Consider the following 23,056-nt stretch of genomic DNA (forward strand, 5'->3'; position numbering starts at 1 on the left):
GCTGAGTCACATGACCGAGGGACGCCCCGACCCGCTCCGCGATCTGTTGATCACGGCCGCCCGCACCCTGCGCCGACGCTGGTTCACCGCGCTCGAGCCGTGGCAGCTCTCCCCGCACGAGTACCGCGCGCTACGGGTGATCGACCGCGGCCCCGCGGACTCCTGCCCGGGCGACCGACCGGAGGTGCCACGACTGGGCGATGTCGCGAAGGCCCTGCGCATCGCGCCGCGGTCGGCCACCGAGGTGGTCGACCGGCTCGAGGAGCGCGGCCTCGCCGAGCGGGTGCCCGACGCAGGCGACCGGAGGGCGGTCTGCGTGCGGCTGACCGCCGAGGGCCGTCGCGTCGTCGCCGAACTCGACACCGCCCGGGACGCGGACGCCGAGGACTACTTCGCGGCGCTGGACGAGCGCGACCGCGCCGAACTGCGCCGCATCCTCGACAAACTGCACTGACCCGACTAACGCCGAACGGGGGTCGGCGGCTCGTTTCGCGTGCGAAAGCGAGCCGTCGACCCCCGTCCAACGGGGTACGTGACGCCTAGAGGATCGGCGAGGGCGCGTAGCCGGCCGCGTCGGGGTACTGCTCGACGAGCAGCCCGACCCGGCGGACCACCGACGCCACCTGCGCCTCGGCGGCGCCGATGAACGCGGACTTGTCGGCCAGCGCGGCGTCGAGCCCGGCGCGGTCCAGCGGGAACCGCTCGTCGGCGGCGAGGCGGTCGAGCAGGTCCGGCTCACGGCCGTCCTCGCGCATCGCCAGTGCCACGGCGACCGCGTGCTCCTTGATGACCTCGTGCGCGGTCTCGCGTCCGGTGCCCGCACGCACGGCCGCCATCAGCATGCGGGTGGTCGCCAGGAACGGCAGGTAGCGGGTGAGCTCCTTCTCGATGACCGCCGGGTAGGCGCCGAACTCGTCGAGCACGGTCAGGAAGGTCTCGATCTGTCCGTCGATCGCGAAGAAGGCGTCCGGCAGCGCGACGCGGCGCACCACCGAGCAGAACACGTCGCCCTCGTTCCACTGGGCGCCTGCGAGCTCGGCGGCCATCGAGGCGTACCCGCGCAGGATCACCTGCAGGCCGTTGACCCGCTCGCACGAGCGGGTGTTCATCTTGTGCGGCATCGCCGAGCTGCCCACCTGGCCGGGCTGGAAGCCCTCGGTGACCAGCTCGTGGCCGGCCATCAGCCGGATGGTGTGCGCGAAGGACGACGGGCCTGCGCCGAGCTGGACCAGCGCGGAAAGCACGTCGTGGTCGAGCGAGCGGGGGTAGACCTGGCCGACGCTGGTGAAGACGTGTGCGAAGCCGAGGTGCTCGGCGACCTTCGCCTCCAGGAACTCGAGCTTCTCGGTGTCGCCGTCGAGCAGGTCGAGCATGTCCTGGGCGGTGCCCATCGGGCCCTTGATGCCGCGCAGCGGGTAGCGGTCGATCAGCTCGCGGAGCCGGGTCAGCGCGACGAGCATCTCGTCGGCGGCGGACGCGAAGCGCTTGCCCAGGGTGGTGGCCTGCGCAGCGACGTTGTGGCTGCGGCCGGCCATCACCAGCGATGAGTACTCGGCTGCCTTCTCCGCCAGCCGTGCGACCACCGCGACGCCGTGCGCGTGGATGTACTCGAGCGACCGCAGGACCTGCAGCTGCTCGACGTTCTCGGTGAGGTCGCGGCTGGTCAGCCCCTTGTGCACGTGCTCGTGGCCGGCGAGGGCGTTGAACTCCTCGATGCGGGCCTTGACGTCGTGGCGGGTCACCCGCTCGCGCTCGGCGATCGAGTCCAGCTCGACCTGCTCGAGCACCCGCTCGTAGTCGTCGAGGGCCTCGGCCGGGACGTCGATGCCGAGCTCCGCCTGAGCCCGCAGCACCGCCAGCCACAGCTGGCGCTCGAGCACGATCTTGTGCTCCGGCGACCACAGCGCGGTCAGGTCGGGGCTGGCGTATCTGGTGGCGAGGACATTGGGGATGCGGGTCACGGGTCGCCAGTTTACGGCTACCGTGCCGCCATCGGTGCCAGCACGTCGATGACCTGCACCAGCATGTCCCTGGCGAAGGCCATCGGATTCGCATCCGCCGCGCTCAGGGCCCCGACGGCCGCGCCGTCGACCACGCACACCAGCTGCCGCAGGTTGATCTGGTCGATCTCGCGACCGGACCGTCGAAGCGCCTCGATGATCAGGTCCTCGAGCTGCGCGCGGAGCCGGAGCTGGGTCTCGCGCAGCTCCGGGTGCCGCGCGAAGGTGACGAACCGCTCGCACCGGCTCACCAGCAGTTCACGAGTGCCGTCCTCGGACTCGAACACCCCGATCAGCATGTCCACAAGCACCTCGACGGTGGCGGTGACGCCCCGGTTCCGCTGGGTCACCTCGACCAGCCGCGACCGCATCAGGTCCAGCTCGCGGTTCCCGCAGGTCTCCACCGCCGCGGCGACCAGGTCGTCGAGGGACTCGAAGTAGTAGGTCGTCGACGCGAGCGGCAGCTCCGCGCGCGCCGCCACGGCGCGGTGCCGCACGGCATCGAGACCGCCCTCGAGCAACAGGTCCGCCGCGGCATCGACGAGCGCGCCACGGCGCCGCTCGCCCTTGGGTGTCACCGCTGCAGTCACCGTGCCATCCTGTCAGCGGCGCCGAGATTCACAGCACGAAACGCCGAACTACGCATGGATCAGTGCACTTCCGTTCATCCTCGCCAGTGCTTCCTCTATGTCCACGGTCGCCCCGGCGAACGAGAGCCGCATGGTGCGGTCGCCGCGGACGGTGTCGAAGTCGATGCCGGGCGCCACCGCGACCCCGGTCTCCCGGAGCAGGTCCGCGCACCAGGCCGTGGAGTTGTCGGTGAGGTGACCGATGTCCGCGTACACGTAGAACGCACCGTCGGCGGGTGCCAGGTCGGTGATGCCCAGGCGCGGCAGACCCGCCAGCAACACGTCCCGGTTCACCGCGTACCGACGCACGTGCCCGTCGAGCTCGGCCCGGGACTCGTCCGTGAACGCCGCCACCGCCGCGTACTGCGAGATCGCGGGCGGACAGACGGTCATGTTCGACGCCAGTCGCTGCAGCGCGCGCCGGAGCCCGGTGGGCACCAGCATCCAGCCCAGCCGCCAGCCGGTCATCGAGAAGTACTTGGACACCGACCCCACCACCACGGACTGGCGCGAGGTCTCCCATGCGCTGGACGTCGCCGTCTCCCCGGAACCGAACTCGATGCCGTGGTAGATCTCGTCGGAGACCAGCAGCGTGCCGTGCGCCTCGCACCAGCGGGCCAGGGCGGCCAGCTCCGCCGGGTCGATGACGGTTCCGGTGGGATTGGCGGGGCTCGCCACGATCAGTCCGGCGGGCGGGGCGTCGAGCCCCTCGAGCATCGCCACCGTCGGCTGGTACCGGGTCTGCGGACCGCAGTCCAGTTCGACCACGTTGCAACCGAGCGCGGCCAGGGTGTTGCGGTAGGCCGGGTAACCGGGCCGGGCCACCACCACGGTGTCGCCTGCGTCGAAGGCCGCCAGGAACAGCAGGGTGAACGCGCCGGACGATCCGGTGGTGACCACCACGTCATCGGCGTCGACGGCGATGGACGAACGCGCCGAGTGGTAGCCGGCGATGGCCTCCCGCAGCTCGGGAATGCCCAGGGTCTCGGTGTAGCCGAGCAGGTGCCCGTCGATCACCTCGCGGGCGGCCCGCAGCACCGGCTCCGGCGCCGGGGTGGACGGCTGCCCGGCCGCCAGCGTCAGCACGTCGCCGTGGGTGCGGGACCGGTCCGCGGCGGCCTTCCACACGTCCATCACGTGGAAGGTGGGGACCTGGGACCGCTGGGACTCTGTGCGCACAGATCCAGGTTAGCGACCCGGCGTCGAACGGGAGTTCACGGTGTCGGCGCCGACGCCGCGCCGTGAACTCCCGTTCGGTCGATCGTCGAGCCCTAGTGCAGGTCGTTCGCGACGATGTTCGCGATGTTGCGTTCGGCCAGCGCGGTGATGGTGACGAACGGGTTGACGCCCAGGTTGCCCGGCACCAGCGAACCGTCCATCACGTACAGGCCCGGATGCCCGTGCAGCCGGCCGTGGTTATCGGTGGCCTTGTTCAGGATGGCGCCGCCGAGGGGGTGGTACGTGAGGTTGTCGCCCCAGGTCTTGTAGACGCCGAACAGATCGGTGCGGTAGATCGTGCCCTCTTTGGAGTTGATCTTGTCGAAGATCCGCTTGGCCATGTTGATGGCGGGCTGGTTCTGCGAGGTCTGCCAGGACAGGCCGACCTTACCGGTCGACGAGTTGTACTGGAACTGCGCGCGTTCCGGGTTCTTGGTGATCGCCAGGTACAGGCTGACGTACATGTCCGCGCCGGTCGGGAACGGCGCGATCTCCGCGAACGCCGGTCCCCCGGCGTCGTCCCAGTTGTCGATTCCCATCGTGGGGATCGACGACTGCTTGTTGCCGGTGGCGTCCCACATGTGGTTGGCACGGCCGACCATGACGTTGCCGTTGTTGCCCCAGCCCTGGCCGACCTCGCCGGACAGGTTCGGCAGGTGGCCCTGCGCCTTCATCGCCACCAACAGCTTGCTGGTGCCGACGCTGCCCGCGGCGAAGAACACCTTGTCCGCGGTGACCGTCTTGGTCGCGATGACGTCGCCCTGCTCGTTGATCTGCTCCATCTCCACCGAGTAGCCGGCCCCGCTGGGCACGACCTTGGTGACGCGGTGCAGCGTCGTGATGGTGAGCTTGCCGGTCGACGCGGCCTCCGCGAGGTACGTCTTGGGCAGCGACTTCTTGCCCGCATGGTTGCCGAAGATGACCTCACCCGCCAGCGCGGACTTGGGCACCGAGCCGGCCGCCTCCTGCTTCATGTAGTTCATGTCGTACACGTTGGGCACGAACACCGTCTTGAATCCCGACCGCTGCGCGGTCTTGCGGCCAGTGCGCGCGAACTTGTACCACTCCGTCGACTCGAACCAGGCGGTGTCGATGTTGTTGACGCCCAGCGCGGCGTTCGCCTTGGGGAAGAAGACGTTGTACATCTCGGTGGAGTCGACCGAGGGCAGGAGCTCCTCGAAATAGCCGCGGCGGGGCGTGACGGCCATTCCGCCGTTGACCAGGGAACCGCCGCCGACGCCGCGACCCTGGTAGACGTTGACCCCGCCCATGTTCTCGCAGTCGAGGATTCCGACGTACTTCTCGATGTCCCTGTCGATCGAGCCACCGGAGAAGTGCGAGACCGGCTGCGCCGAGCGGTTCCTCAGCCAGAACGCGCGCTTGTCTGGCGCGGTGGTGTTGGCGAAGACCCCGGAGGCGGCCGTGCCCCAGTCCCTGCCCATCTCGACGATGTGGGCGTCGATGCCCGCCTGCGCCAGTCGCAGTGCGGTCACGGCGCCGCCGTAGCCACTGCCGATGATGAGGGCGGGTACCCGGTCGCCGGTGTTGATGGCGCGCCGCGGCGATGCCGCCGCGGCAACCCCGGCCGACGACAGGGCGACGGCGCCGGCGGCCAAGCCGGTTGCCGCCATGAACCTTCGACGGGAGAGCGGGGGATTGATCGACGCTGACTTGACTCGTGACTGCCGGTATTCGTTCAACGGAACCTCTCTGTTCACAGCCGTGCTGACGCGCTCGTTATACCGCTGTGACCCGGCGCTGCGGCCAAATACCGGTGAGTAATTCCATTGAATGATTAATCTGAATTGAATCCGTCGAATTTTGTCCGGTAAGTCACGCACGCCAGTAATGTCTGGCGACCCAATTGCAAACGGGCGCAGCGGACTGCGCCGGGACGCGCCGCCGCGCCGACACGAGAACACCCCGGACGGAGAGATCGCCCCCCAACATGACGACGCCCCCTCCGGCAGTTGCCGGAGGGGGCGTCAGAGGGCGTGAGACTCCCGTCAGATGCTGATGCGGCCCTCGACCGCGCCGAGCCCGATGTCGGTGCGGAAGTGACCGCCCGGCAGCTTGACGTCGGCCAGCCGGGCGTACGCGTCGGCGCGGGCCGCGGACAGGTCCGCGCCGGTGCCGACCACGCTGAGCACCCGGCCGCCGGACGACACCACCGCGCCGTCCTCGTCGTGGGCGGTGCCTGCGTGCAGCACGCCTGCCGCGTCGGCGCCGGTGATCTTGTCCCCGGTGCGCGGGGTTCCGGGGTAGTTCTCGGCGGCGAGCACCACGGTGACCGCGGCGCCGTCGGCCCACTGCAACGGGCCGACCTCGGCGAGGGTGCCGGTCGCGGTGGCGTTGAGCAGGGTGCCCACCGGCGACTCCAGCAGCGCCAGCACCGCCTGGGTCTCGGGATCACCGAAACGGCAGTTGAACTCGACCACGGCGGGGCCCTGCGCGCCCATGGCCAGTCCGGCGTAGAGCAGGCCGCTGAACGGGCAGCCGCGGCGAGCCATCTCGACCGCGACCGGGGTGACCACCTCGTCGACGATCTGCTGCACGGCGCCCTCGGGCAGCCAGGGCAGCGGCGTGTAGGCGCCCATGCCGCCGGTGTTCGGTCCGGTGTCGCCGTCGCCGACGCGCTTGTGGTCCTGCGCGGGCAGCAAGGGCACCACGGTCTCGCCGTCGACGAGGCAGAACAGCGACACCTCCGGGCCGTCCAGGAACGACTCCAGCAGCACCGGGTGGCCGCTCTCGAGCAGGTCCGCCGCGTGCGCGCGGGCCGCGCCGCGATCGGTGGTCACCACGACGCCCTTGCCCGCGGCCAGTCCGTCGTCCTTGACCACCCAGTTGGGGCCGAAGCGGTCCAGCGCCTCGTCGAGGTGCGCGGGGTTGTCCACGATTTCGCTGTGCGCGGTGCGCACGCCTGCTGCGGCCATCACGTCCTTGGCGAAGGCCTTGGAGCCCTCGATCCGGGCCGCGTCGGCGGACGGGCCGAAGCAGGCGAAGCCTGCCTCCCGCACCGCGTCGGCGACGCCGAGCACCAGCGGCACCTCGGGGCCGATCACCACCAGGTCGGCGTCGACCTGGCGGGCGAGGGCCGTCACGGCCTCGCCCGAGGCGACGTCGACGGGATGCTGCTCGGCGATCTTCGCGGTCCCGGCGTTACCGGGAGCGCAGATCAGCGCCGTCACGGACGGGTCGCGACCGAGGGCGAGGAGCAGGGCATGTTCACGGGCACCGGAGCCGATTACGAGTACGCGCACGGTCCTCAGACTACGGCCCCGCCTGCGGCTGGGGCTCGGTCAGGTCGTACAACGTGACGCCGTCGACGGTGCTGGGCGCGAAGTGCTGGGTCACCCACTCGGAGATCGCCGAGCTGGCGCCCTCCCCGAGGCCGCCCGCCATGGCGCCGCCGCCGATGAAGTAGTGGATCCGACCGGCCGCCACATCCTGCTGGAACCGGGCCAGCGTCGGCGACGGATCGCTGCCGTTGAACCCGCCGATCGGCAGCACCGGCAGCCCGGTCGCCAACTGGTAGCCGGACGCGCTGTTGGAGCCGACAGTCGCGGCCACCCAGGTGTAGCCGTCACCGCCGGACTCGAGCAGTGCGGTCAGTTCCGGACCCGGCTCGCTGCCCCGCAGCAGGTTGCCCGCCGCGCCGCCCGCGCCCTCGGTGGTGGCGCCCCGGCCGCGGCCGCCCGACCAGGGCGGAGTACCCGCGGGCATCCCGCCCGGCTGCGCGGCGCCACCCGGGAACATGCCGCCCGGGAACTCGCCCCGCCCGCCGCGTCCGCCGAACCCGCCCATTCCGCCGGCCACCGCGGGACCCGCGGTGTTCAACGCCCCGGTGTGCGGGGTCCCGATCGTGTCGACCGCGTAGGCCGTCGGACCGGCCAGGGCCGCCACCACCGCCGACGCCGCCGTCGCCGCCGCCAGCCTGCCGGTCAGCCGGGGCACCAGCAGTGCGACCGCCGCGACCACGCCGAGAACCAGCACCGCCCAGCGCAGCCACGGCAGGAACGACGGGCTGCGACCGAGCAGCTCCCACGACCACCACGCCGTCGCCAGCATGGTCAGCGCCGAGAGCCCGCGGACCCAGGTCCGTTCGCGTCCGCGCCACGCGAGCATCGCACCGCCGCCGACGAGTGCGGCGATCTGCGGGGCCAGCGCCACCGTGTAGTAGGAGTGGAAGATGCCGGCCATGAAGCTGAACACCAGGCCCGCGGTGAGCAGCCAGGAACCGAACAGCACCAGGACCGCCCGCGGCACGTCGACCCGGGTCAGCTTGCCCCGCAGGACGATTCCGAGAACCCCCAGGACCAGGGCCGCCGGGATCAGCCAGGCGATCTGCCCGCCCTGCGCGGGCTCGAACATCCGGGTGATGCCGGTGCTCCCCCACATCCCGCCGCCGCCCCCACCACCGGGCAGGCCCGCCGGTGCGCCTCCGGGCACGGCTCCGCCTGCGGCCGCCTCCGCCACGGCACCCGCGCCGGAGCGCCCGCCGCCGGTGACGCTGCCGCGCTCGTCGCCGTTGAGCCGGCCCAGGCCGTTGTAGCCCAGGGTCAGCTCCAGGATCGAGTTGTTCTGCGAGCCCCCGATCCACGGGCGCGACGAGGCAGGCCACAGCTCGACGGCCAGCAGCCACCAGCCGGCGGCGACCACCGCCGCGGCCAGCGCGGCAAACAGCTGCGCGATCCGTCGTCCGAGGCGCGGCGGACCGAACAGCAGGTAGGTCAGTGCGAGCGGCGGCACCACCAGCATCACCTGCAGCTGCTTGGTCAGGAACCCGAGGCCGACGAAGACGCCGGTGAGCACCAGCCAGCGGGTGCGCCCGTCCTGCACGCCACGCAGCAGCGCCCAGGCCGCGGCCAGGGTCAGCAGCACCAGCAGCGCGTCCGGGTTGTTGAACCGGAACATCAGCACCGCGACCGGGGTCAGCGCCAGCACCAGGCCTGCGATCAGACCTGCCGCCGCACCGAAGTACCGCCGGACGGTGGCCCACAGCAACGCGACGGAGGCCACCCCCATCAGCGCCTGCGGGACCAGGATGCTCCACGAGCTCAGGCCGAACGCCCGCACCGACAGCGCCATGACCCACAGCGAGGCGGGCGGCTTGTCGACGGTGATCGAGTTGGCCGCGTCGGACGAGCCGAAGAAGAAGGCCTTCCACGACACCGACCCGGCCTGCACCGCGGCGGAGTAGAACGAGTTGGCCCAGCCGGAGGAGCCCAGGCCCCACAGGTAGGCGACGGCGGTGCCGAGCAGCAGCGCCGCCAACGCCCACGGTTCCCAGCGGGGGCTGGGCGCCGGAGCGGGGACCCGCGGGGCCGCGTCGACGGCCGAGGCGTCCCCGGTCGAGCCGGGCGTGGTCGGGTCGGGACCGAGCTCGGTCGTGGTCACAGCGCGTCCTCCTGGTCGTGGCTCCGGAACACCCAGCGGAGGGCGACGAAACGGGTAAGTGTGGCAACGAGATTGGCGATCACCAGCACCGCGAGCTCGAGGTGCCGCGGCGCATCGGGCAGCCCGCGGTGCAGGACCAGCAGCGATCCGCCGGTGAGCAGCAAGCCGAACGCGAACACCGCCAGGCCCTGCAGCTGGTGCCGGGCCGCACCCACGCGGCCGCGGACCCCGAAGGTGAAGGACCGGTTGGCCGTGGTGTTGAACACGGCGGTGACGAGCAGCGCGAGGAAGTTCGCGGCCTGCGCGCCGACGAGGGGATGCAGGACCAGGTAGAGCAGCGCGTAGGCCAGCGTGGACACCACGCCGATCACGCCGAACCGGACCAGCTGCCCGACCATCCCGTGCGGCACCCCCGGCACCAGTGGCTCGCGGCCCAGGCTGCTGCGCAGCGCCGCGACGGGCAGCGTCCCGCCGGCCAGCGCCCGTCCCACGCGGGCCACACCCCTGAGGTCCGCGAGCGCGGTGGCGACGACGTCCACCGTCGAGTCCGGGTCGTCCACCCAGTCCACCGGCACCTCGTGGATCCGCAGGCCCACCCGCTCGGCGAGCACCAGCAGTTCGGTGTCGAAGAACCAGCCGGTGTCCTGCACCAGCGGCAGCAGCTGCCGGGCCACGTCGGTCCGGATCGCCTTGAACCCGCACTGCGCGTCGGAGAACTTCGCGCGCAGCACGCCCCGCAGGATCAGGTTGTAGCAGCGGGAGATCACCTCCCGCCGGGGCCCGCGGACCACCCGGGACGAGCGCGCCAACCGGGAGCCGATCGCCAGGTCGGAGTGTCCGGAGACCAGCGGCGCCACCAGGGGCAGCAGCGCATTGAGGTCGGTGGACAGGTCCACGTCTATGTACGCGACGACCGCGGCGTCCGAGGCGCCCCACACGGTGCGCAGCGCGCGACCACGTCCCTTCTCGTCGAGGTGCACCACCCGCACCGCGTCGATCTCGCCCGCCAGCCGGTCCGCGATGGCGAGCGTCGCGTCGGTGCTGGCGTTGTCCGCGACGGTGATCCGGCTCGGGTACGGGACGTGGGCCGCGAGGTGCTCGTGCAGTCGGCGCACGCAGCGTTCGAGGTCGCGTTCCTCGTTGTACACCGGCACCACCACGTCGAGCGCCACGGTCCGGATGTCCGGTGGCCGTTCCGGCGCCGTCTCGCCCCGGACCAGTGAGTTCGTCATGCGGCCCACCCTCGCGGCCGAACCTGTGGCGTTCCTGGACCGCGCCTGGCAACTTCCTGCGGAAGCGGAGACCTCCGGCGACTGTGACTCATGTCACATGTCGGTGGCGATGAGTGCCGAGTCCGGCCGCCGTCTCTATTGCTGAACCTGCCGCACGGTGGAAACAGCGTTCGACGAAAGGACACAGATCATGGAATCGGTCACCACGCCCGCCGGAATCACGCTCGCCTTCGACCGGTACGTCGGTGGCGACGCCGGAACGGTCATTCTCGTCGGTGGTGCATTCGGCTACCGCGCCTTCCCGAAGATGGTGGAGCTGGCCCAGAAGCTGGCCGACGAGTATCGGCTCACCGTCATCAACTACGACCGACGCGGCCGGGGCGACAGCACCGATTCGCCGGGCGTGTACGACGTCGAGAACGAAATCGACGACATCGCCGCACTGGTCGACGCGACCGGCGGGTCCGCCGCACTGTTCGGCTGGTCCTCCGGCGCGGGACTCGCGCTGCTGGCGGCCGCCTCGGGCCGGGTGGCCGGCATCACCAAGGTGATCGCCTTCGAACCGCCGTTCGTCGTCGATCGCGAGAACTTCGTTCCCTCCGCGAATCTTCATGTGACGCTGCACAAGCTGATCGCCGAGGACCGCCGCGCCGAGGTCGTGAAGTTCTACATGACCAACGCCATGGGCATGCCCCGCGCCTTCGTCGCCGTCATGCGATTCACGCCGTTCTGGAAGAGCATGAAGGCCACCGCTCCCTCGACCGCCCACGATTGGGCCGTCATGGGCGACTACATGCGCGGCGAACCGCTACGCACGGCGGACTGGGCAGACGTCACGGTGCCGACGTTGGTCATCTCCGGCGGAAAGAGCGACGACCTGCTGCGCACCGCCGCTCGCGCGATCACGGCGGTACTGCCCAACGGCCAGCACGTGGAACTGGCCAAGCTGAGCCACAACCCGAACATCGCACTCCTCACCCCACCCGCGGGCGAATTCCTCACCGGTACAGCAAAGTACGCCGTCTGATCCAGGCCACACCCGACAACACCGCCAGGAGTACTCCATGCGCAGAATCACCGCAGGCCTGTTCATTTCGCTCGACGGCGTCGTCGGCGAACCTCAGGACTGGCACTTCCCCTACTTCAACGACGAGATGGGCGCGGCCGTCGGTGCACAGCTCGCGTCGGCCGACACCGTGCTGCTCGGCCGCGAGACCTACGACAGCTTCGCCGGAGCCTGGCCGGGGCGGGAAGCCGCGGGCGGCGAGGACGCCGGCATGGCCAAGGCCCTCGGCGACGCCCGCAAGGTCGTCGTCTCCCGTCGGGATCTCGAATTCACCTGGCGCAACTCCGAACAGCTGAAGGGCGATCTGGTCGACGCCGTCACCGAGCTCAAGCAGGGGCCGGGCGCGACGGATATCGCCATGAGCGGGTCCCCGTCGATCGTCCAGCAACTGCTGGCCGCAGGGCTGATCGACGAACTGCACCTGTTCGTCCACCCCGTCGCACTGCGCAGCGGTACGCGGTTGTTCGAGGAGGGCGCGCCGATCCCGCTGCGCCTCATCTCCGCCCAGACGTTCACCACCGGGGTGCTGCACCTGATCTACACCTCCGCCGAAGCCGCGCGCTCCGCCGACTACGACGACGCCAAGGTGCATCTCGCCGCCGAAACGGCTCACCCGGCATAATCGCGGCATGGCATCCGTGTTCAGCATGATCATCGCCGGCGACCTCCCGGGCCGGTTCGTCTGGGAGGACGAGGACGTCGTCGCGTTCCTCACCATCAACCCGATCACCCAGGGGCACACGCTCGTCGTGCCCCGCGCGGAGATCGACCAGTGGCAGGACCTCGACGGCGAGGTCCTGGCCAAGTGCACCCGGGTCGCGCAGGTGATCGGCCAGGCGGTGCGCGCAGGCTTCGACGCACCGCGTGCCGGCCTGCTGATCGCCGGGATGGAGGTGCCGCACCTGCACCTGCACGTGTTCCCCGCGTTCACCCTTCACGACTTCAACATCTCGGGGGCGGACCCGTCGCCGACGCCGGAGTCCCTCGACGAGGCACAGGCGACGATCAAGGCCGCGCTGCGCGAGGCCGGTCACGGCGCACACGTCCCCGCCTGACCGAATCCCGCACTCAGACAACGCGACCCCGCCCGGCTGCTGCCGGGCGGGGTCGCGTGCGTCGTGGGACTTGCCTCAGGTCACCGTCGACATGTCCGCGCGGCCGAGGTAGGCCTCGCGCAGACTGTCCCGGTTCGTGATCGCCGCCACCGGCTTGTCCATCACGACCTTGCCCATGTCGATCACCGTCACGTGGTCGGCGACCGACAGGGCGGTGTCTACCTCCTGCTCGACCAGGAGCACCGCCAGCCCGCGGGCCTTGAGCGCCTCGACCTGCCGCAGCACGTCCTTGACGATGACCGGGGCCAGGCCGCCGGACGGCTCGTCGAGCAGCAGCACCTTCGGCTGCGACATCAGCGCCTGCCCGATCGCCAGCATCTGCTGCTGACCGCCGGACATGGCCCCCGCCAACAGGTTCTTCCGCTCGGCGAGCATCGGGAACATGTCGTAGACGTCGTCGAGCGAGTCCGCCAGCTTGCGCCGGCCCAGCCCGCGAGAGAAGCCGCCGAGCACCAGGTTCTGGTCCACGGTCTGCTCCCGGAACACCTTCTTGCCTTCCTGCACGTAGGCGAGGCCTGCGCCGACTCGCTTGTGTGCGGGCATCGACGTGATGTCCTTGCCCTCGAGCCGGACCGTGCCTGCGTTCGCCTTGTTCAGCCCGGTGATCGCCCGCAGCGTGGTCGACTTGCCCGCGCCATTGCGGCCCAGCAGGGCGGTGATCTGCCCCGGGACCACCCGCAGGCTCACGTCGGTGACCACCCGGATGTCCCCGTAGCCGGTGGCCAGCCGCTCGACCGTCAAACCCTGTTCCGACATCAGGACGACACCTCCTCCACGCTGATCCCGAGGTACTCGGTGAGCACCCGCGGGTTGGTCTCGATCTCTTCCGGCGGACCCTGGGCGATGACCTCGCCCCGCGCCAGCACGTAGATGACGTCCGCGAGCTTGAGCACCAGGTCGAAGTTGTGCTCGACCAGCACCACCGTGCCGCCGGACGCCCGGATCTGGCGCACCAGCTCGGCCAGGCGGAGGATCTCGTCCTCGTCGAGTCCCGACGCGATCTCGTCGAGCAGCAACAGCGCGGGCCGCGCCACCACCGCACGGGCGAGCTCGAGCAGGCGACGGTTGCCCAGCGGCAGGTCCGAGGCCTTCTCGTTGGCCTGATCGGCCAGCCCCACGAGGTCGAGCACCCGCATGGCCTCGGCGCGGTCCTCACGAACGACCCTGCGGTACTTGGGCAGTCGCAGGATGGCGCTGACCATGGAGACCCGGTCGGTGCTGTACCGCCCGGTCTGCACGGACTCGAGGACGGTGATGTCCTCGGGGATGTTCGGGGTCTGGAAGGTGCGGGCCACGCCGCGACGCGCGACCGCGTCGGAGGTCAGGGTCTGCAACTCGCCGTCGCCGAGCGCGATGACGCCGGCGTCGGAGCGGTAGAAGCCGCCGATCATGTTCATCAGCGTGGTCTTGCCGGATCCGTTGGGCCCGATCAACGCGGTCACCTCGCCCGGGCGGGCCGTCAGGTTCACCCCGTTGAGCGCCTTGTTCCCGCCGAACGCCTTCTCCAGCCCGTCGACAACCAGGAGCTGACCGTCGATTTGTCCGCCGTCGGCGCCGGCCGCGGCCGGGTCGACGGACGGTTTCGGCGGCACGTACCCCGCGCGACGGTCCAGCTTCTCGATGGCCAGCTTGCCGAACTTCGCCAGGCCGCCACTGAGCAGCACCCCGCCGATGATCAGGAAGATGCCGTAGAAGATCAGGGCGTAGTCCTGGAACTCGGTGGACTGGTTGGGACCGAACTGCATGATCACCGCGCCTGCCAGCGCGCCGTAGATGCTGGCCGAGCCGCCGAGGATGCTCGCCGCCAGCACGGTCATCGCGAAGGTGAAGCCGAACGACATCGGCGAGATGTAGAGGTCGGTGTTGGCGAACAGCGCACCGGCCAGGCCGGCCGGGATGGCGCCGATGGCGTAGCCGGTCAGCTTCATCCGGTAGACCGAGATGCCCTGTGCCGACGCGAGAACCGGGCTCTGCTTGAGCGTCCGGAAGGCCACGCCGTGCCGCGAGAGGACCAGGTTCCGCAGCACCGCGAACCACGCGATCATGACCACGACCACGATCACGTAGAAGCTCTCGGAGTCGATCACAGAACCGAACAGGGTGGGCTGCGCCATCCCGCTGAGGCCGTTCCTGCCGCCGGTGGTCTCGCTGAAGATGGACAGGATGTCCGGGATGAGCAGCACCAGGAAGAACGACGTCATCGCCAGCGACCAGCTGCCCAGGCGCAGGCCCGGGATGCCGGTAAGCAGGCCGACCAGCAGCGCGACCGCGCCGGCCGCGACGATCTGGACGATCAGGTCGGTGTGGCCGTGCACGGAGAGCAGCCCGGCGGTGTAGGCGCCGGCCGCGTACATCGCGGCCTGGCCGAGGGCCAGCTCACCCGCGTAGCCGAGGCTGAGGTTCAGGCCGCTGACCACCAGCGCCAGGATGCAGGCCAGCTGCATGTTCCGGGTGGTGCTGTACCCGAGCCCGAAGGCCGGGAGGAAGATCAGCAGTACGCCGATCGCGAGCGGGAAGACCCAGCTGGGAATTCGCCGAATGGCTAGCCACGCGGACATGGTCACACCACCCTTTCCTTGACTTTGCCGAACAGGCCGGCGGGCCGGATCATCAGGATCACGATCAGCACGAAGAAGACCGTGAGGTTGCTGTACTCCGCGCCGAGCTGATAGGTCGCGACTGCCTCGATGACGCCGACGGACAGGCCGCCGATCAGCGCTCCGTAGAGCGAGCCGAAGCCACCGATCGCCAGCGCCACGAAGCCCTTGAGCGCCAACGACGTTCCGAGCGTCGCGACCGCGAAGGTCTTCGGCCCGACGAAGACGCCGAGCAGTCCGGCAATGGCACCGGAGAGCAGGAACGCGGCGAAGATGAAGGCGCGCACGTTGATTCCCTTGAGCTTGGCGGCCTCCTCGTCCTCGGAGATGCCGACCAGCGCGAGGCCGTAGCGACTCATCTTGGTGAAGCGGCTGAGCACCACCACCAGCACGACGGCGACCACGAGCAGCGCGATCTCGGCGGGATAGGTACGGCCGCCGAGGATCTCGACGACGTTGTTGCCGCCGGCGAAGGGCACGGCGAGCGGATCGCGGCCCCAGATCAGCTGGGTGATCCCGTCGAGCAGGATCGAGACACCGAGCGTTGTCACCAGCAGCGTTCGGTGATCGGTGACCGGCCGGATGGCCAGTACCTCCTCGAGCCCGGCCACCACGGTGACCACGAGCATGGCCATGATCACCACGACGACCACCGGCAGGTCCAGCGTGACCAGACCCGTGTAGGCGACGAACGTGCCGAGCATCATCAGCTGCGCGTGCGCGAAGTTGAAGGCCTTCGAGGAGATGTAGACGATGTTGTAGCCGATGGCCACCAGCGCATAGACCGCGCCGAGCGCGAGTCCTGACCACAGAAGTGTCATCGTCGGTCATGCCCCGCCGGCGGCCGGGTTCGCGAACTGCCCGTTGAGCAGCGGCGTGGGTGCGATGTACGTGAAGGTCGAGGCGTCGGGGTTCGAGCTGTGGCTCTCGGCGCTGTAGTTCGGCACCGGGATCATCGCGGTCTTCGCCTGCTTCTGCACCTCGATGTCCTCGATCGCGTCGACCAGCTTGTCGAGATCGGTGCCGCCCGCGCTCTCGGCGGCGGCGGCGACCATCGGGACGGCGTCGTAGGAGGCCGCGACGATCAGCGTCGAGGCAATGGTCCCCATGCCGGCCATCGTGTCGACCGCGGTGTTGACCAGCTCGTCCGCCGGGTCGTACGCGGTGCTGTGGAACATCTGCATGACCATGTCCTTGGTCTGCGGGACGCCGAGGAAGCCGCCGGGCGGCGGGGTCGCGATCGACGACGTGCCGGCGACGGAGTTGTTGCCGATCAGCGGGACGTCCCAGCCGAGTCGTTCGAGGCTCTGGATCAGGTAGCCGAGGGGCGCGCCGTAGGCGTCGACGACCAGGGCCTTGGTGCCGGCGTTCTTGAGCGACTGCAGCTGCGCGGTCATGTCCAGCGCCGCGGTGTCGTACTCCTTGCTCTCGGTGACCTTGACGCCCGCGGAGCCGAGTGCGGCGACCATCGCGTTGCCGAAGTTCTCGCCGTAGGTGCTGTTGCCGTGGATGATGCCGACGTCCTGGTACTGCTTGCCTGCGACGAAGGCCGCGATGCCCTTGGCGTACACCTCGGCACTGGGCGAGATGTCGAAGTTGTAGGGCGCGACCTTGGGATCGGCCCCGGATGCGGTGGGGCTCATCGTGAACGACAGGATCCGGTTCTGCGTCAGGATCGGCACGGTCGCGGTGCCGACCGTCGAGGAACCGGTGTTGACGTAGAGGTCGGGCTTGGTATCACCCGAGGCGATCTCCCGCAGCTTGGAGACCGCGATCGTCGGGTCGCCGCCGTCGTCGAGGACGGTGACCTTGATCTGCCTGCCGCCGATGCCGCCGGACTCGTTGGCGATCTTGGCGCTGGCCTCGACCGCGAGTGCGGAGGTCTTGGCGTTCTTCGCCAGCTGGTCCGGACCGCTGATGGCGGCGGCCACGTAGACGTTGAACTCGCCGTTCGAGCCCGCGTCTGCGCCGCCCGAACAGCCGGCCAGGGTCAGCGCGCCGACTCCGACCATGGCGAGCGTCGAGACTTTCAACTTCTTCACTTCGGACTCCTACCTCGTTTCCGGACTGGGCGTTGTGCGGCCCACCCCGGAGGGCAACTGGACGTGGCACGGACGGCGACCGGCTCGGCCGACTGACGCACCCAAGCGCTTGATTGGGCCACCAATCAAGCGCTTGATCGATCTAAGCGTATGATCTACGTCATATCAACCGGTTGACCGAGACTTAGCCCACCGGCAACCGGAAATACCGCTACTGACCAGGAGAAACCGTGAACGAAATCGGATCCGCTCCCGCCGAGTTGGCCGGCCGACTCGCCGATGTCGAGGCCATCAAGCGACTTTTCGCGGCCCGACTGCGGTGCATGGACACCAAGCAGTGGGACCTCTACGCGTCGTTCCACACCGACGACATCGTCAGCCAGTCCTGGGGCGGGCTGCCGGCGGACAAGCAGCCCAGCACTGACGGCCAGTCCAATCGCGTCGTCGGCGGCGAGGCGCTCACCCGCGCCATCAGCGGGCTCCTCGACGGCCCGGTCTTCGTGACCACCGTCCACCACGCCCACTGCCCCGAGATCGCCCTCACGTCCGCGACCACCGCGACCGGGATCTGGTCCATGGAGGACAAGCTCTGGTGGTCGGACGAGACCACCGAGCACCATCTGCACGGGTACGGCCACTACCACGAGGAGTACCGCAAGGTCGACGGGGAATGGCTGATCAGCTACCGCAAGCTGACCCGGCTGCGCGTCGACGAGACGCCCGGATTCTGGTCGTTCGTGGAGGGCCTGTGAGCTCCCCCCGGACGGCCCTCGCGAGGGCCGGCGCGTGCGTCACGCGGCTGTCCCTACCCGGCCGCGTGTCCCGCTAACCGGGATTCGACGTGCATTCAAGCCCCCCGAACGATTGGTTGTTAGCGTGACCACGACTGCATCCCCGCTCCACCAGCCCCTGCGCATCCGGGGGCTCGAGCTGCCCAACCGCATCGCCATGTCCCCGATGACCCGCACCTTCTCCCCCGGTGGGGTGCCGACCGAGGACGTCGCGCAGTACTACCGCCGTCGGGCCGAGGGCGGCACCGGCCTGATCGTCACCGAGGGCGTCGGCATCGACCACCCCAGCGCGATCGACCACCCGGATGTGCCGAACATGCACACCCCCGCGTCCCGCGAAGGCTGGCGCCGCGTCGTCGACCAGGTGCACGAGGCCGGTGGCCGGATCGTCCCGCAGCTCTGGCACGTCGGCCCCCTCTTCGGCGCGATGGTCGACCTGCCGCACATCGCCCCGATGCGCCCGTCCGGCGTGTGGGGCACGCCCGGCGTCACCTCGTACCCGCAGGAGTATGTCGACCGGGCCGTGCCGGAGACCGCCGCGATGACCGAGGACGACATCGCCGCCGTCATCGCCGCCTACGCCGACGCCGCCCGCACCTCCGTGGAGCTGGGCTTCGACGGCATCGCGATCCACGGTGGCCACGGCTACCTGCTGGACTCGTTCCTGTGGTCCTCGACCAACCTGCGCGACGACGCCTGGGGCGGAGACCTGGAGCGCCGCACCGCGTTCCCCGTCGCCGTGGTCCGCGCGATCCGGGAGGCCATCGGCGACGAGCTGCCGATCGTGTACCGGTTCTCGCAGCACAAGCAGCAGGACTTCACCGCCCGGATTGCCGAGACCCCCGAGGAGCTCGGCGCGATCCTGGGCGCCCTCGTCGACGCAGGCGTGGACGTCCTCGACGCCAGCTCGCGCCGGTTCGACGCCCCCGCCTTCGAGGGCAGCGACCTGTCGCTGGCCGGCTGGGCGAAGAAGACCACAGGGGCCCTCACCATGAGCGTCGGCTGCGTCGGTCTCGGTAAGTCGCTGCGTGACGGCCGACTGGCCGGCGGCAGCGTGGAGAGCGTCGACAACATCGACGAGCTCGAACGCCGCATCGGGGCAGGCGAATTCGACCTCGCCGCCATCGGCCGGCTGCACCTGGCCGACCCGCGGATCACGGAGACGCTGCGCAACGGCGGCCCGCTGCCGACCTTCGACCGCGCCGTGCACGAGTCCGTCCTGACCTAGGCTGCTCCGCCGCTCGCGAGTCCTTCTGGTCCCCCCTGAGGGCCAGAAGGACTCACGAGCCGGGCTGTCCGTGGTTTCGGACGAGGCCGCCGCGATCGTCGCGCGGCGGCCTCGTACGACTCGGCGCTAGATCGTGTTGATCCAGGCGACCCGGTCGGAGGACATCGATGAAGGTGTCCTCGAACAGCACGACGTAGGTTCCGGCCGAGGCACCTTGGCGGGCGTCGAAGCAGACGCTTCCCGATGCCTGCCCGCCCGGCGCCAGCTGTCCGGACTCCAGCAGTTCGTGATCGGGGCGTAGCTGGCGTCGCGGATCGCGCCGTTCGCGTCCTGCATGCTCCAGTCGTTGTAACCGTTGAAGTCGTTCTGTTTGTCGCCGACATTCTTGATGGTGACGTTGCTGCACATGTAGTCGCCGATGACGCTGCTCCCCTGCTCAAGCGGCGTCACGGTGTACGCAAGACCGTCCCGGGTAATCGTGTCGCCGGCCATCGCGGACGTGTCCTTGGCGAGCTTGCCGGGGAATTCCGGTCCGCGGTTCGCCGCGGCAGCGCCGCCACCGTCGCTCGAACCCGAACTGACGGTGGCTGTCTCGTCGCCGCCGACTGCGGAGACCATCGCAACCGTGCAGCCGCCGAAGAGCAGCACCGGGACCCCGATGACGATCCACGGCCAGATCCTGCGCTTGTTCTTCGCCGGCGGCTGCTGCGGGTAGGTCTGATTCGGGCCGGTCATCGGTGAGCTCCTTTGCGGCGGATTCGGTAGTGCTCACAGCTCACTCGACCAGCGGCCGCGGCGCCTCGTCCGATCGGGCGGAACGGGTCGTCCTTTCGGTCGGACCTCGTCCCGGAACTCCATCTTTCGGGTCCTGCCGGGCAGCCGTGGTCATTGCGTAGCCTCCACTCGGTGACTGCGAACATCGAGATCATCAGTCGCCGTGCCTGGACGACGGGCGCAGTGGCACTGAGCGTCTTCTGCACCCTGATGGCTCTCGGGCAGTCCGCCGACTCCGACAACGTCGATGGCTGGAACATCGCCGTCGGGTTCCTGCTGAACCTCGGCGCCGCCGTCGCACTGGTGTGGCGCCATGAGCGCCCCTGGCTGGTCCTCGCACTGACACTGGCTGGGCCACTGTTCTTTTCGACCGACGCCACGGCCGCGCTGATCGTGCTCTACGCGATCGCGAAGACCGAGCGGGGCGAGCGACTGGCCGCGGCGGCGATCGCGGTGTTCCTGGCGTGCGCCGCGTCGCTGACCTACGACGCCCACCGCACCCGTGACAACTCGGTTCTGACGATGGGCGCCACCAGACCGGAGGCGGGTGCGCCGAAACCGGAATGGGATATCGCACCATGGATTCCGTGGTTCGTCGCCGCCCTGCTGGTTGCGCTCGTGGTCGGCGGGGTGATGCTCAAACACACCCGGTCCGAGTTGGCCGAAGCCGAGCACAGCCGCGACGTCGCGACCGAGCAGACTTCGGTGATGCGCGACGAGGTGATCCGGACCGAGGAACGCAGCCGCATCGCCCGGGACATGCACGACACCCTCGCTGCGAGCCTGAGCCGAATCTCGCTGTTCGCCGGTGCTCTCCACGTCAACGGAGCCGACAACCAGGAAAAGGTTGCCGACACCGACTCGGTGATGCGCGAGTGGGTCAACGAGAACGGATAGCCCAGCCGACCTGGCTTCACCAGCGCAGGAGGTCGGCCATCGCGGTCGGACCGTCAGCGTGCGTAAGTACGGGAACTTCTTCCCATCCTCGCCTTTCAGCCACTCGTAGTAGCCGTCGCAGGCAAGGACGCAACGCCGGCGGGCCGCAGCGGCCTTGAACCCGGAACCGGCCTCCACAGGTCGTCACACTTGCACGGGCACTCCGTGCCGTCGGGATGAACGGCGACTGTGCAACGCTGCCAACACCAGAGCAGCCAACACCACCGGCATGTATGTAACACCAATCGAGGCTGTCGTTGATATCCGTATAAATGACCATGAGAACAGTGCAAGCAGCATCAGTGCCGCGCCCCAGACAGCTCCGCGAACGGGCATCGCAACAGGGGTCAGACACAGGATCACAGGAATTGCCAGCGGGACCAGAAGCGATGGACCGTAGTGCGCGAGGGTCGATTCTTCGCACTCAGGACCCCCTGTGCCTATTTCGCAGTCCGTGTACTGCAACATCGGCTCCGACGCCACGAATGCACTGATCGCAAAAGCGACGACCGCGAGTAGCAACCATTCGATTCGAGTCCGGTTCATAGATTGATCCTGTCATCCATAGGTAACCGCTGAAGCGAACGCTTCCATCTGGCAAGGTCACGGCACACAAGGCCGGGTGACTCAGCGGGGGTTCTGAGCACGGATCGTCGCTGACCGGCGTGGCTTTCACGTCCAGTCTCGAACATCACCTTCCGAGTCCAGCATTGTCTGTGATCGTGTAGACCGCTTCTCCACTCTCGGTAATTGAATCGACGATCGATGTGAGCCAGGGCAACTCAATCGGACCTCTGATTCGCGCTCCACTGCGCAGATCGTACTCCGAGAATCGTGGGACGTCTTGGAACGCGATCTGCGTGACCCTATTGTTGTTGATTGAAATCTGACTTCTGGGGACCCCCGTCCGGAATCTTCCATTCAGGCGTCACTTGAGGAGATCCATTCAGCGATACCGACAGTATGTCACCATTGGTCGTGGACCAAAACAACCTGTCAGCGACGGCTGCCACAGAGCCGCGTGGCGTGCGCCATGTAAATCCCGGCATTTCGAGTTCCGTTTGTTTCCGTGATGCATCATGAGTATTGATCTGGACCAGAGATAGTCCTGGCGTGCCCAATTCGGTACCTGCCGCTTCGTTAGATGCGTAAAGCGATGAAATCGTCGTCGCATCATCGGAACAGGCTGCTGCTCTCGATACCGGCCGGAAGCCTTCTTGATACTCCCATTCACCGCGTACAACGGGGTTGCCACCCGGGGGCACCTCATACAGCCAACTGCGGACTGGGTTTCCCAACTGATTGACTCGAGGCCACCGACGCGCCGCATCTTCAGATCCATCAGCACCACACGGGGGTGGTTCGTCGGTCTTCGGGTACTTGAGGAAGCCTCCCTCCCAGCCCTTCTCGGCCCACTTCTGGTTGAAGACGTTGACGACGGGATGCTCGCCCAGTGGCGGCAGACCAGTAGATCGGGCCGTTGGCAAAGAGGTTTCGGCGCCCGAACCCGTCCGGGTTGACCAACTCGCCCGATGTCGGGAGAAGCAGGAAGCTCAGGGCGCCGCCGAGGGAGTTGTACTTGTCCAAGGAACAGGCCGACGAGGCCGAGATGAAGGAGGCCCGGACGCAGAAGGCCCGGACGCAGAAGGCCCGCGTCGGTCTGCGTTTGGCGCCGGGCTGCCAGCAGTACTGGCCACCGGTATGGGAGGTGTGCGGCGCCATTGGCGAAGTGTGCGCATGGTGTCGTTGGTATTAACCCAACCCAACTTTGGGCTTCGCATCTTCCGTCCACCACCGTCCCGCATATCGAGGCCACCCGTCACCTGATGACCCTTCCGGATCCACCGCGCGTGATCGCCATGACCGCGATGGACGTCGACGACCTCGTCATCCAGGCGGTCACCGCCGGAGCCCACAGCTTCCTCTCGAAGGACGAAGCCCCCGAAACCTTCCACCAGTCGGTGCGTGCGGTGGCCGCCGACCAAGCTCGGCACCCGAAACCGAGTCGAGGCGGCACTCTCCGCATTCCGT

20 protein-coding genes and 2 pseudogenes are annotated in these 23,056 nt (G+C 68.9%); 8 read left to right on the plus strand and 14 right to left on the minus strand.

Going from position 1 to position 23,056, the window contains the following annotated elements; translation table 11 throughout:
• Positions 1–10: 10 nt before the first annotated feature.
• On the plus strand, positions 11–454 hold the full coding sequence (locus ACFO6S_RS07860) for a MarR family winged helix-turn-helix transcriptional regulator (RefSeq protein ID WP_378415702.1): 444 nt from the start codon (positions 11–13) through the stop codon (positions 452–454).
• Between the two features lie 85 nt (positions 455–539).
• Here the strand turns inward: ACFO6S_RS07860 and purB are convergent, their stop codons facing one another.
• The 7 genes from purB to ACFO6S_RS07895 all read right to left on the minus strand — a co-directional run bounded on the left by purB (position 540) and on the right by ACFO6S_RS07895 (position 10,476).
• Positions 540–1,961, minus strand: a complete 1,422-nt coding sequence (gene purB, locus ACFO6S_RS07865; protein ID WP_378415704.1) for an adenylosuccinate lyase — start codon at positions 1,959–1,961, stop codon at positions 540–542.
• A gap of 17 nt (positions 1,962–1,978) precedes the next feature.
• A complete protein-coding gene (locus ACFO6S_RS07870) occupies positions 1,979–2,590 on the minus strand; it encodes a TetR/AcrR family transcriptional regulator (RefSeq protein ID WP_378415706.1) in 612 nt (203 codons plus the stop codon).
• A gap of 48 nt (positions 2,591–2,638) precedes the next feature.
• Positions 2,639–3,808, minus strand: a complete 1,170-nt coding sequence (locus ACFO6S_RS07875) for a pyridoxal phosphate-dependent aminotransferase (protein WP_378415708.1) — start codon at positions 3,806–3,808, stop codon at positions 2,639–2,641.
• A gap of 92 nt (positions 3,809–3,900) precedes the next feature.
• Entirely contained in the window at positions 3,901–5,478 is a 1,578-nt protein-coding gene (locus tag ACFO6S_RS07880; protein WP_378415710.1) for a GMC oxidoreductase, read from the minus strand.
• A 375-nt stretch (positions 5,479–5,853) separates the two neighbouring features.
• Complete coding sequence (gene purD / locus ACFO6S_RS07885; protein WP_378415712.1) at positions 5,854–7,107, minus strand: phosphoribosylamine--glycine ligase; 1,254 nt, start codon at positions 7,105–7,107, stop codon at positions 5,854–5,856.
• 10 nt (positions 7,108–7,117) lie between these two features.
• Positions 7,118–9,244 carry a glycosyltransferase family 39 protein gene (locus ACFO6S_RS07890; protein ID WP_378415714.1) on the minus strand — a complete coding sequence of 709 codons (2,127 nt, stop codon included), beginning with the start codon at positions 9,242–9,244 and terminating at the stop codon, positions 7,118–7,120.
• On the minus strand, positions 9,241–10,476 hold the full coding sequence (locus ACFO6S_RS07895; RefSeq protein ID WP_378415715.1) for a bifunctional glycosyltransferase family 2/GtrA family protein: 1,236 nt from the start codon (positions 10,474–10,476) through the stop codon (positions 9,241–9,243). Before ACFO6S_RS07895 ends, ACFO6S_RS07890 begins: the two co-directional genes overlap by 4 nt.
• A 190-nt stretch (positions 10,477–10,666) precedes the next feature.
• On the opposite strand from ACFO6S_RS07895, the gene ACFO6S_RS07900 reads away from it, so the two are divergent.
• Genes ACFO6S_RS07900 through ACFO6S_RS07910 form a run of 3 tightly spaced genes read left to right on the plus strand, consistent with a single transcriptional unit; the run spans position 10,667 to position 12,597 of the window.
• Positions 10,667–11,503 (plus strand): alpha/beta fold hydrolase, encoded by an 837-nt coding sequence (locus ACFO6S_RS07900; protein ID WP_378415716.1) that lies wholly within the window; start codon positions 10,667–10,669, stop codon positions 11,501–11,503.
• Between the two features lie 37 nt (positions 11,504–11,540).
• Positions 11,541–12,164 carry a dihydrofolate reductase family protein gene (locus ACFO6S_RS07905; protein WP_378415718.1) on the plus strand — a complete coding sequence of 208 codons (624 nt, stop codon included), beginning with the start codon at positions 11,541–11,543 and terminating at the stop codon, positions 12,162–12,164.
• A gap of 7 nt (positions 12,165–12,171) precedes the next feature.
• Complete coding sequence (locus ACFO6S_RS07910; protein ID WP_378415720.1) at positions 12,172–12,597, plus strand: HIT family protein; 426 nt, start codon at positions 12,172–12,174, stop codon at positions 12,595–12,597.
• 75 nt (positions 12,598–12,672) lie between these two features.
• Here the strand turns inward: ACFO6S_RS07910 and ACFO6S_RS07915 are convergent, their stop codons facing one another.
• From ACFO6S_RS07915 to ACFO6S_RS07930, 4 genes are read right to left on the minus strand one after another with little or no spacing between them, the layout of a single operon-like run.
• Complete coding sequence (locus tag ACFO6S_RS07915; RefSeq protein ID WP_378415722.1) at positions 12,673–13,413, minus strand: ABC transporter ATP-binding protein; 741 nt, start codon at positions 13,411–13,413, stop codon at positions 12,673–12,675.
• On the minus strand, positions 13,413–15,215 hold the full coding sequence (locus tag ACFO6S_RS07920) for a branched-chain amino acid ABC transporter ATP-binding protein/permease (RefSeq protein ID WP_378415723.1): 1,803 nt from the start codon (positions 15,213–15,215) through the stop codon (positions 13,413–13,415). Before ACFO6S_RS07920 ends, ACFO6S_RS07915 begins: the two co-directional genes overlap by 1 nt.
• A gap of 2 nt (positions 15,216–15,217) precedes the next feature.
• The gene (locus ACFO6S_RS07925) at positions 15,218–16,075 is read right to left on the minus strand and encodes a branched-chain amino acid ABC transporter permease (RefSeq protein ID WP_378415725.1); all 858 of its coding nucleotides are present in this window, start codon (positions 16,073–16,075) and stop codon (positions 15,218–15,220) included.
• A 6-nt stretch (positions 16,076–16,081) separates the two neighbouring features.
• Positions 16,082–17,296, minus strand: coding sequence for an ABC transporter substrate-binding protein (locus ACFO6S_RS07930; RefSeq protein WP_378415727.1), 1,215 nt, complete (start codon positions 17,294–17,296; stop codon positions 16,082–16,084).
• A 230-nt stretch (positions 17,297–17,526) separates the two neighbouring features.
• On the opposite strand from ACFO6S_RS07930, the gene ACFO6S_RS07935 reads away from it, so the two are divergent.
• On the plus strand, positions 17,527–18,048 hold the full coding sequence (locus tag ACFO6S_RS07935) for a nuclear transport factor 2 family protein (protein ID WP_378415729.1): 522 nt from the start codon (positions 17,527–17,529) through the stop codon (positions 18,046–18,048).
• A 124-nt stretch (positions 18,049–18,172) separates the two neighbouring features.
• Positions 18,173–19,315: an oxidoreductase gene (locus ACFO6S_RS07940; protein WP_378415731.1), complete on the plus strand. Its 1,143-nt coding sequence runs from the start codon at positions 18,173–18,175 to the stop codon at positions 19,313–19,315.
• 126 nt (positions 19,316–19,441) lie between these two features.
• Here the strand turns inward: ACFO6S_RS07940 and ACFO6S_RS07945 are convergent, their stop codons facing one another.
• Entirely contained in the window at positions 19,442–20,050 is a 609-nt protein-coding gene (locus ACFO6S_RS07945; RefSeq protein WP_378415733.1) for a hypothetical protein, read from the minus strand.
• A 171-nt stretch (positions 20,051–20,221) separates the two neighbouring features.
• Between ACFO6S_RS07945 and ACFO6S_RS07950 the strand changes: the two genes are divergently transcribed.
• The gene (locus tag ACFO6S_RS07950) at positions 20,222–20,986 is read left to right on the plus strand and encodes a histidine kinase (RefSeq protein ID WP_378415735.1); all 765 of its coding nucleotides are present in this window, start codon (positions 20,222–20,224) and stop codon (positions 20,984–20,986) included.
• Positions 20,987–21,091: 105 nt separating this feature from the next.
• On the opposite strand, the pseudogene ACFO6S_RS07955 reads toward ACFO6S_RS07950, so the two are convergent.
• Positions 21,092–21,163 (minus strand): annotated as a pseudogene (locus ACFO6S_RS07955) (hypothetical protein); the annotation flags it as partial.
• Between the two features lie 1,203 nt (positions 21,164–22,366).
• The gene (locus tag ACFO6S_RS07960) at positions 22,367–22,747 is read right to left on the minus strand and encodes an LGFP repeat-containing protein (protein WP_378415737.1); all 381 of its coding nucleotides are present in this window, start codon (positions 22,745–22,747) and stop codon (positions 22,367–22,369) included.
• Positions 22,748–22,830: 83 nt separating this feature from the next.
• Between ACFO6S_RS07960 and ACFO6S_RS07965 the strand changes: the two are divergent.
• A pseudogene (locus ACFO6S_RS07965) lies at positions 22,831–23,004 on the plus strand (response regulator); the annotation flags it as partial.
• Between the last annotated feature and the right edge of the window lie 52 nt (positions 23,005–23,056).

This window comes from Rhodococcus kronopolitis (assembly GCF_042654025.1).
GTDB lineage: Bacteria > Actinomycetota > Actinomycetes > Mycobacteriales > Mycobacteriaceae > Rhodococcus_G > Rhodococcus_G kronopolitis.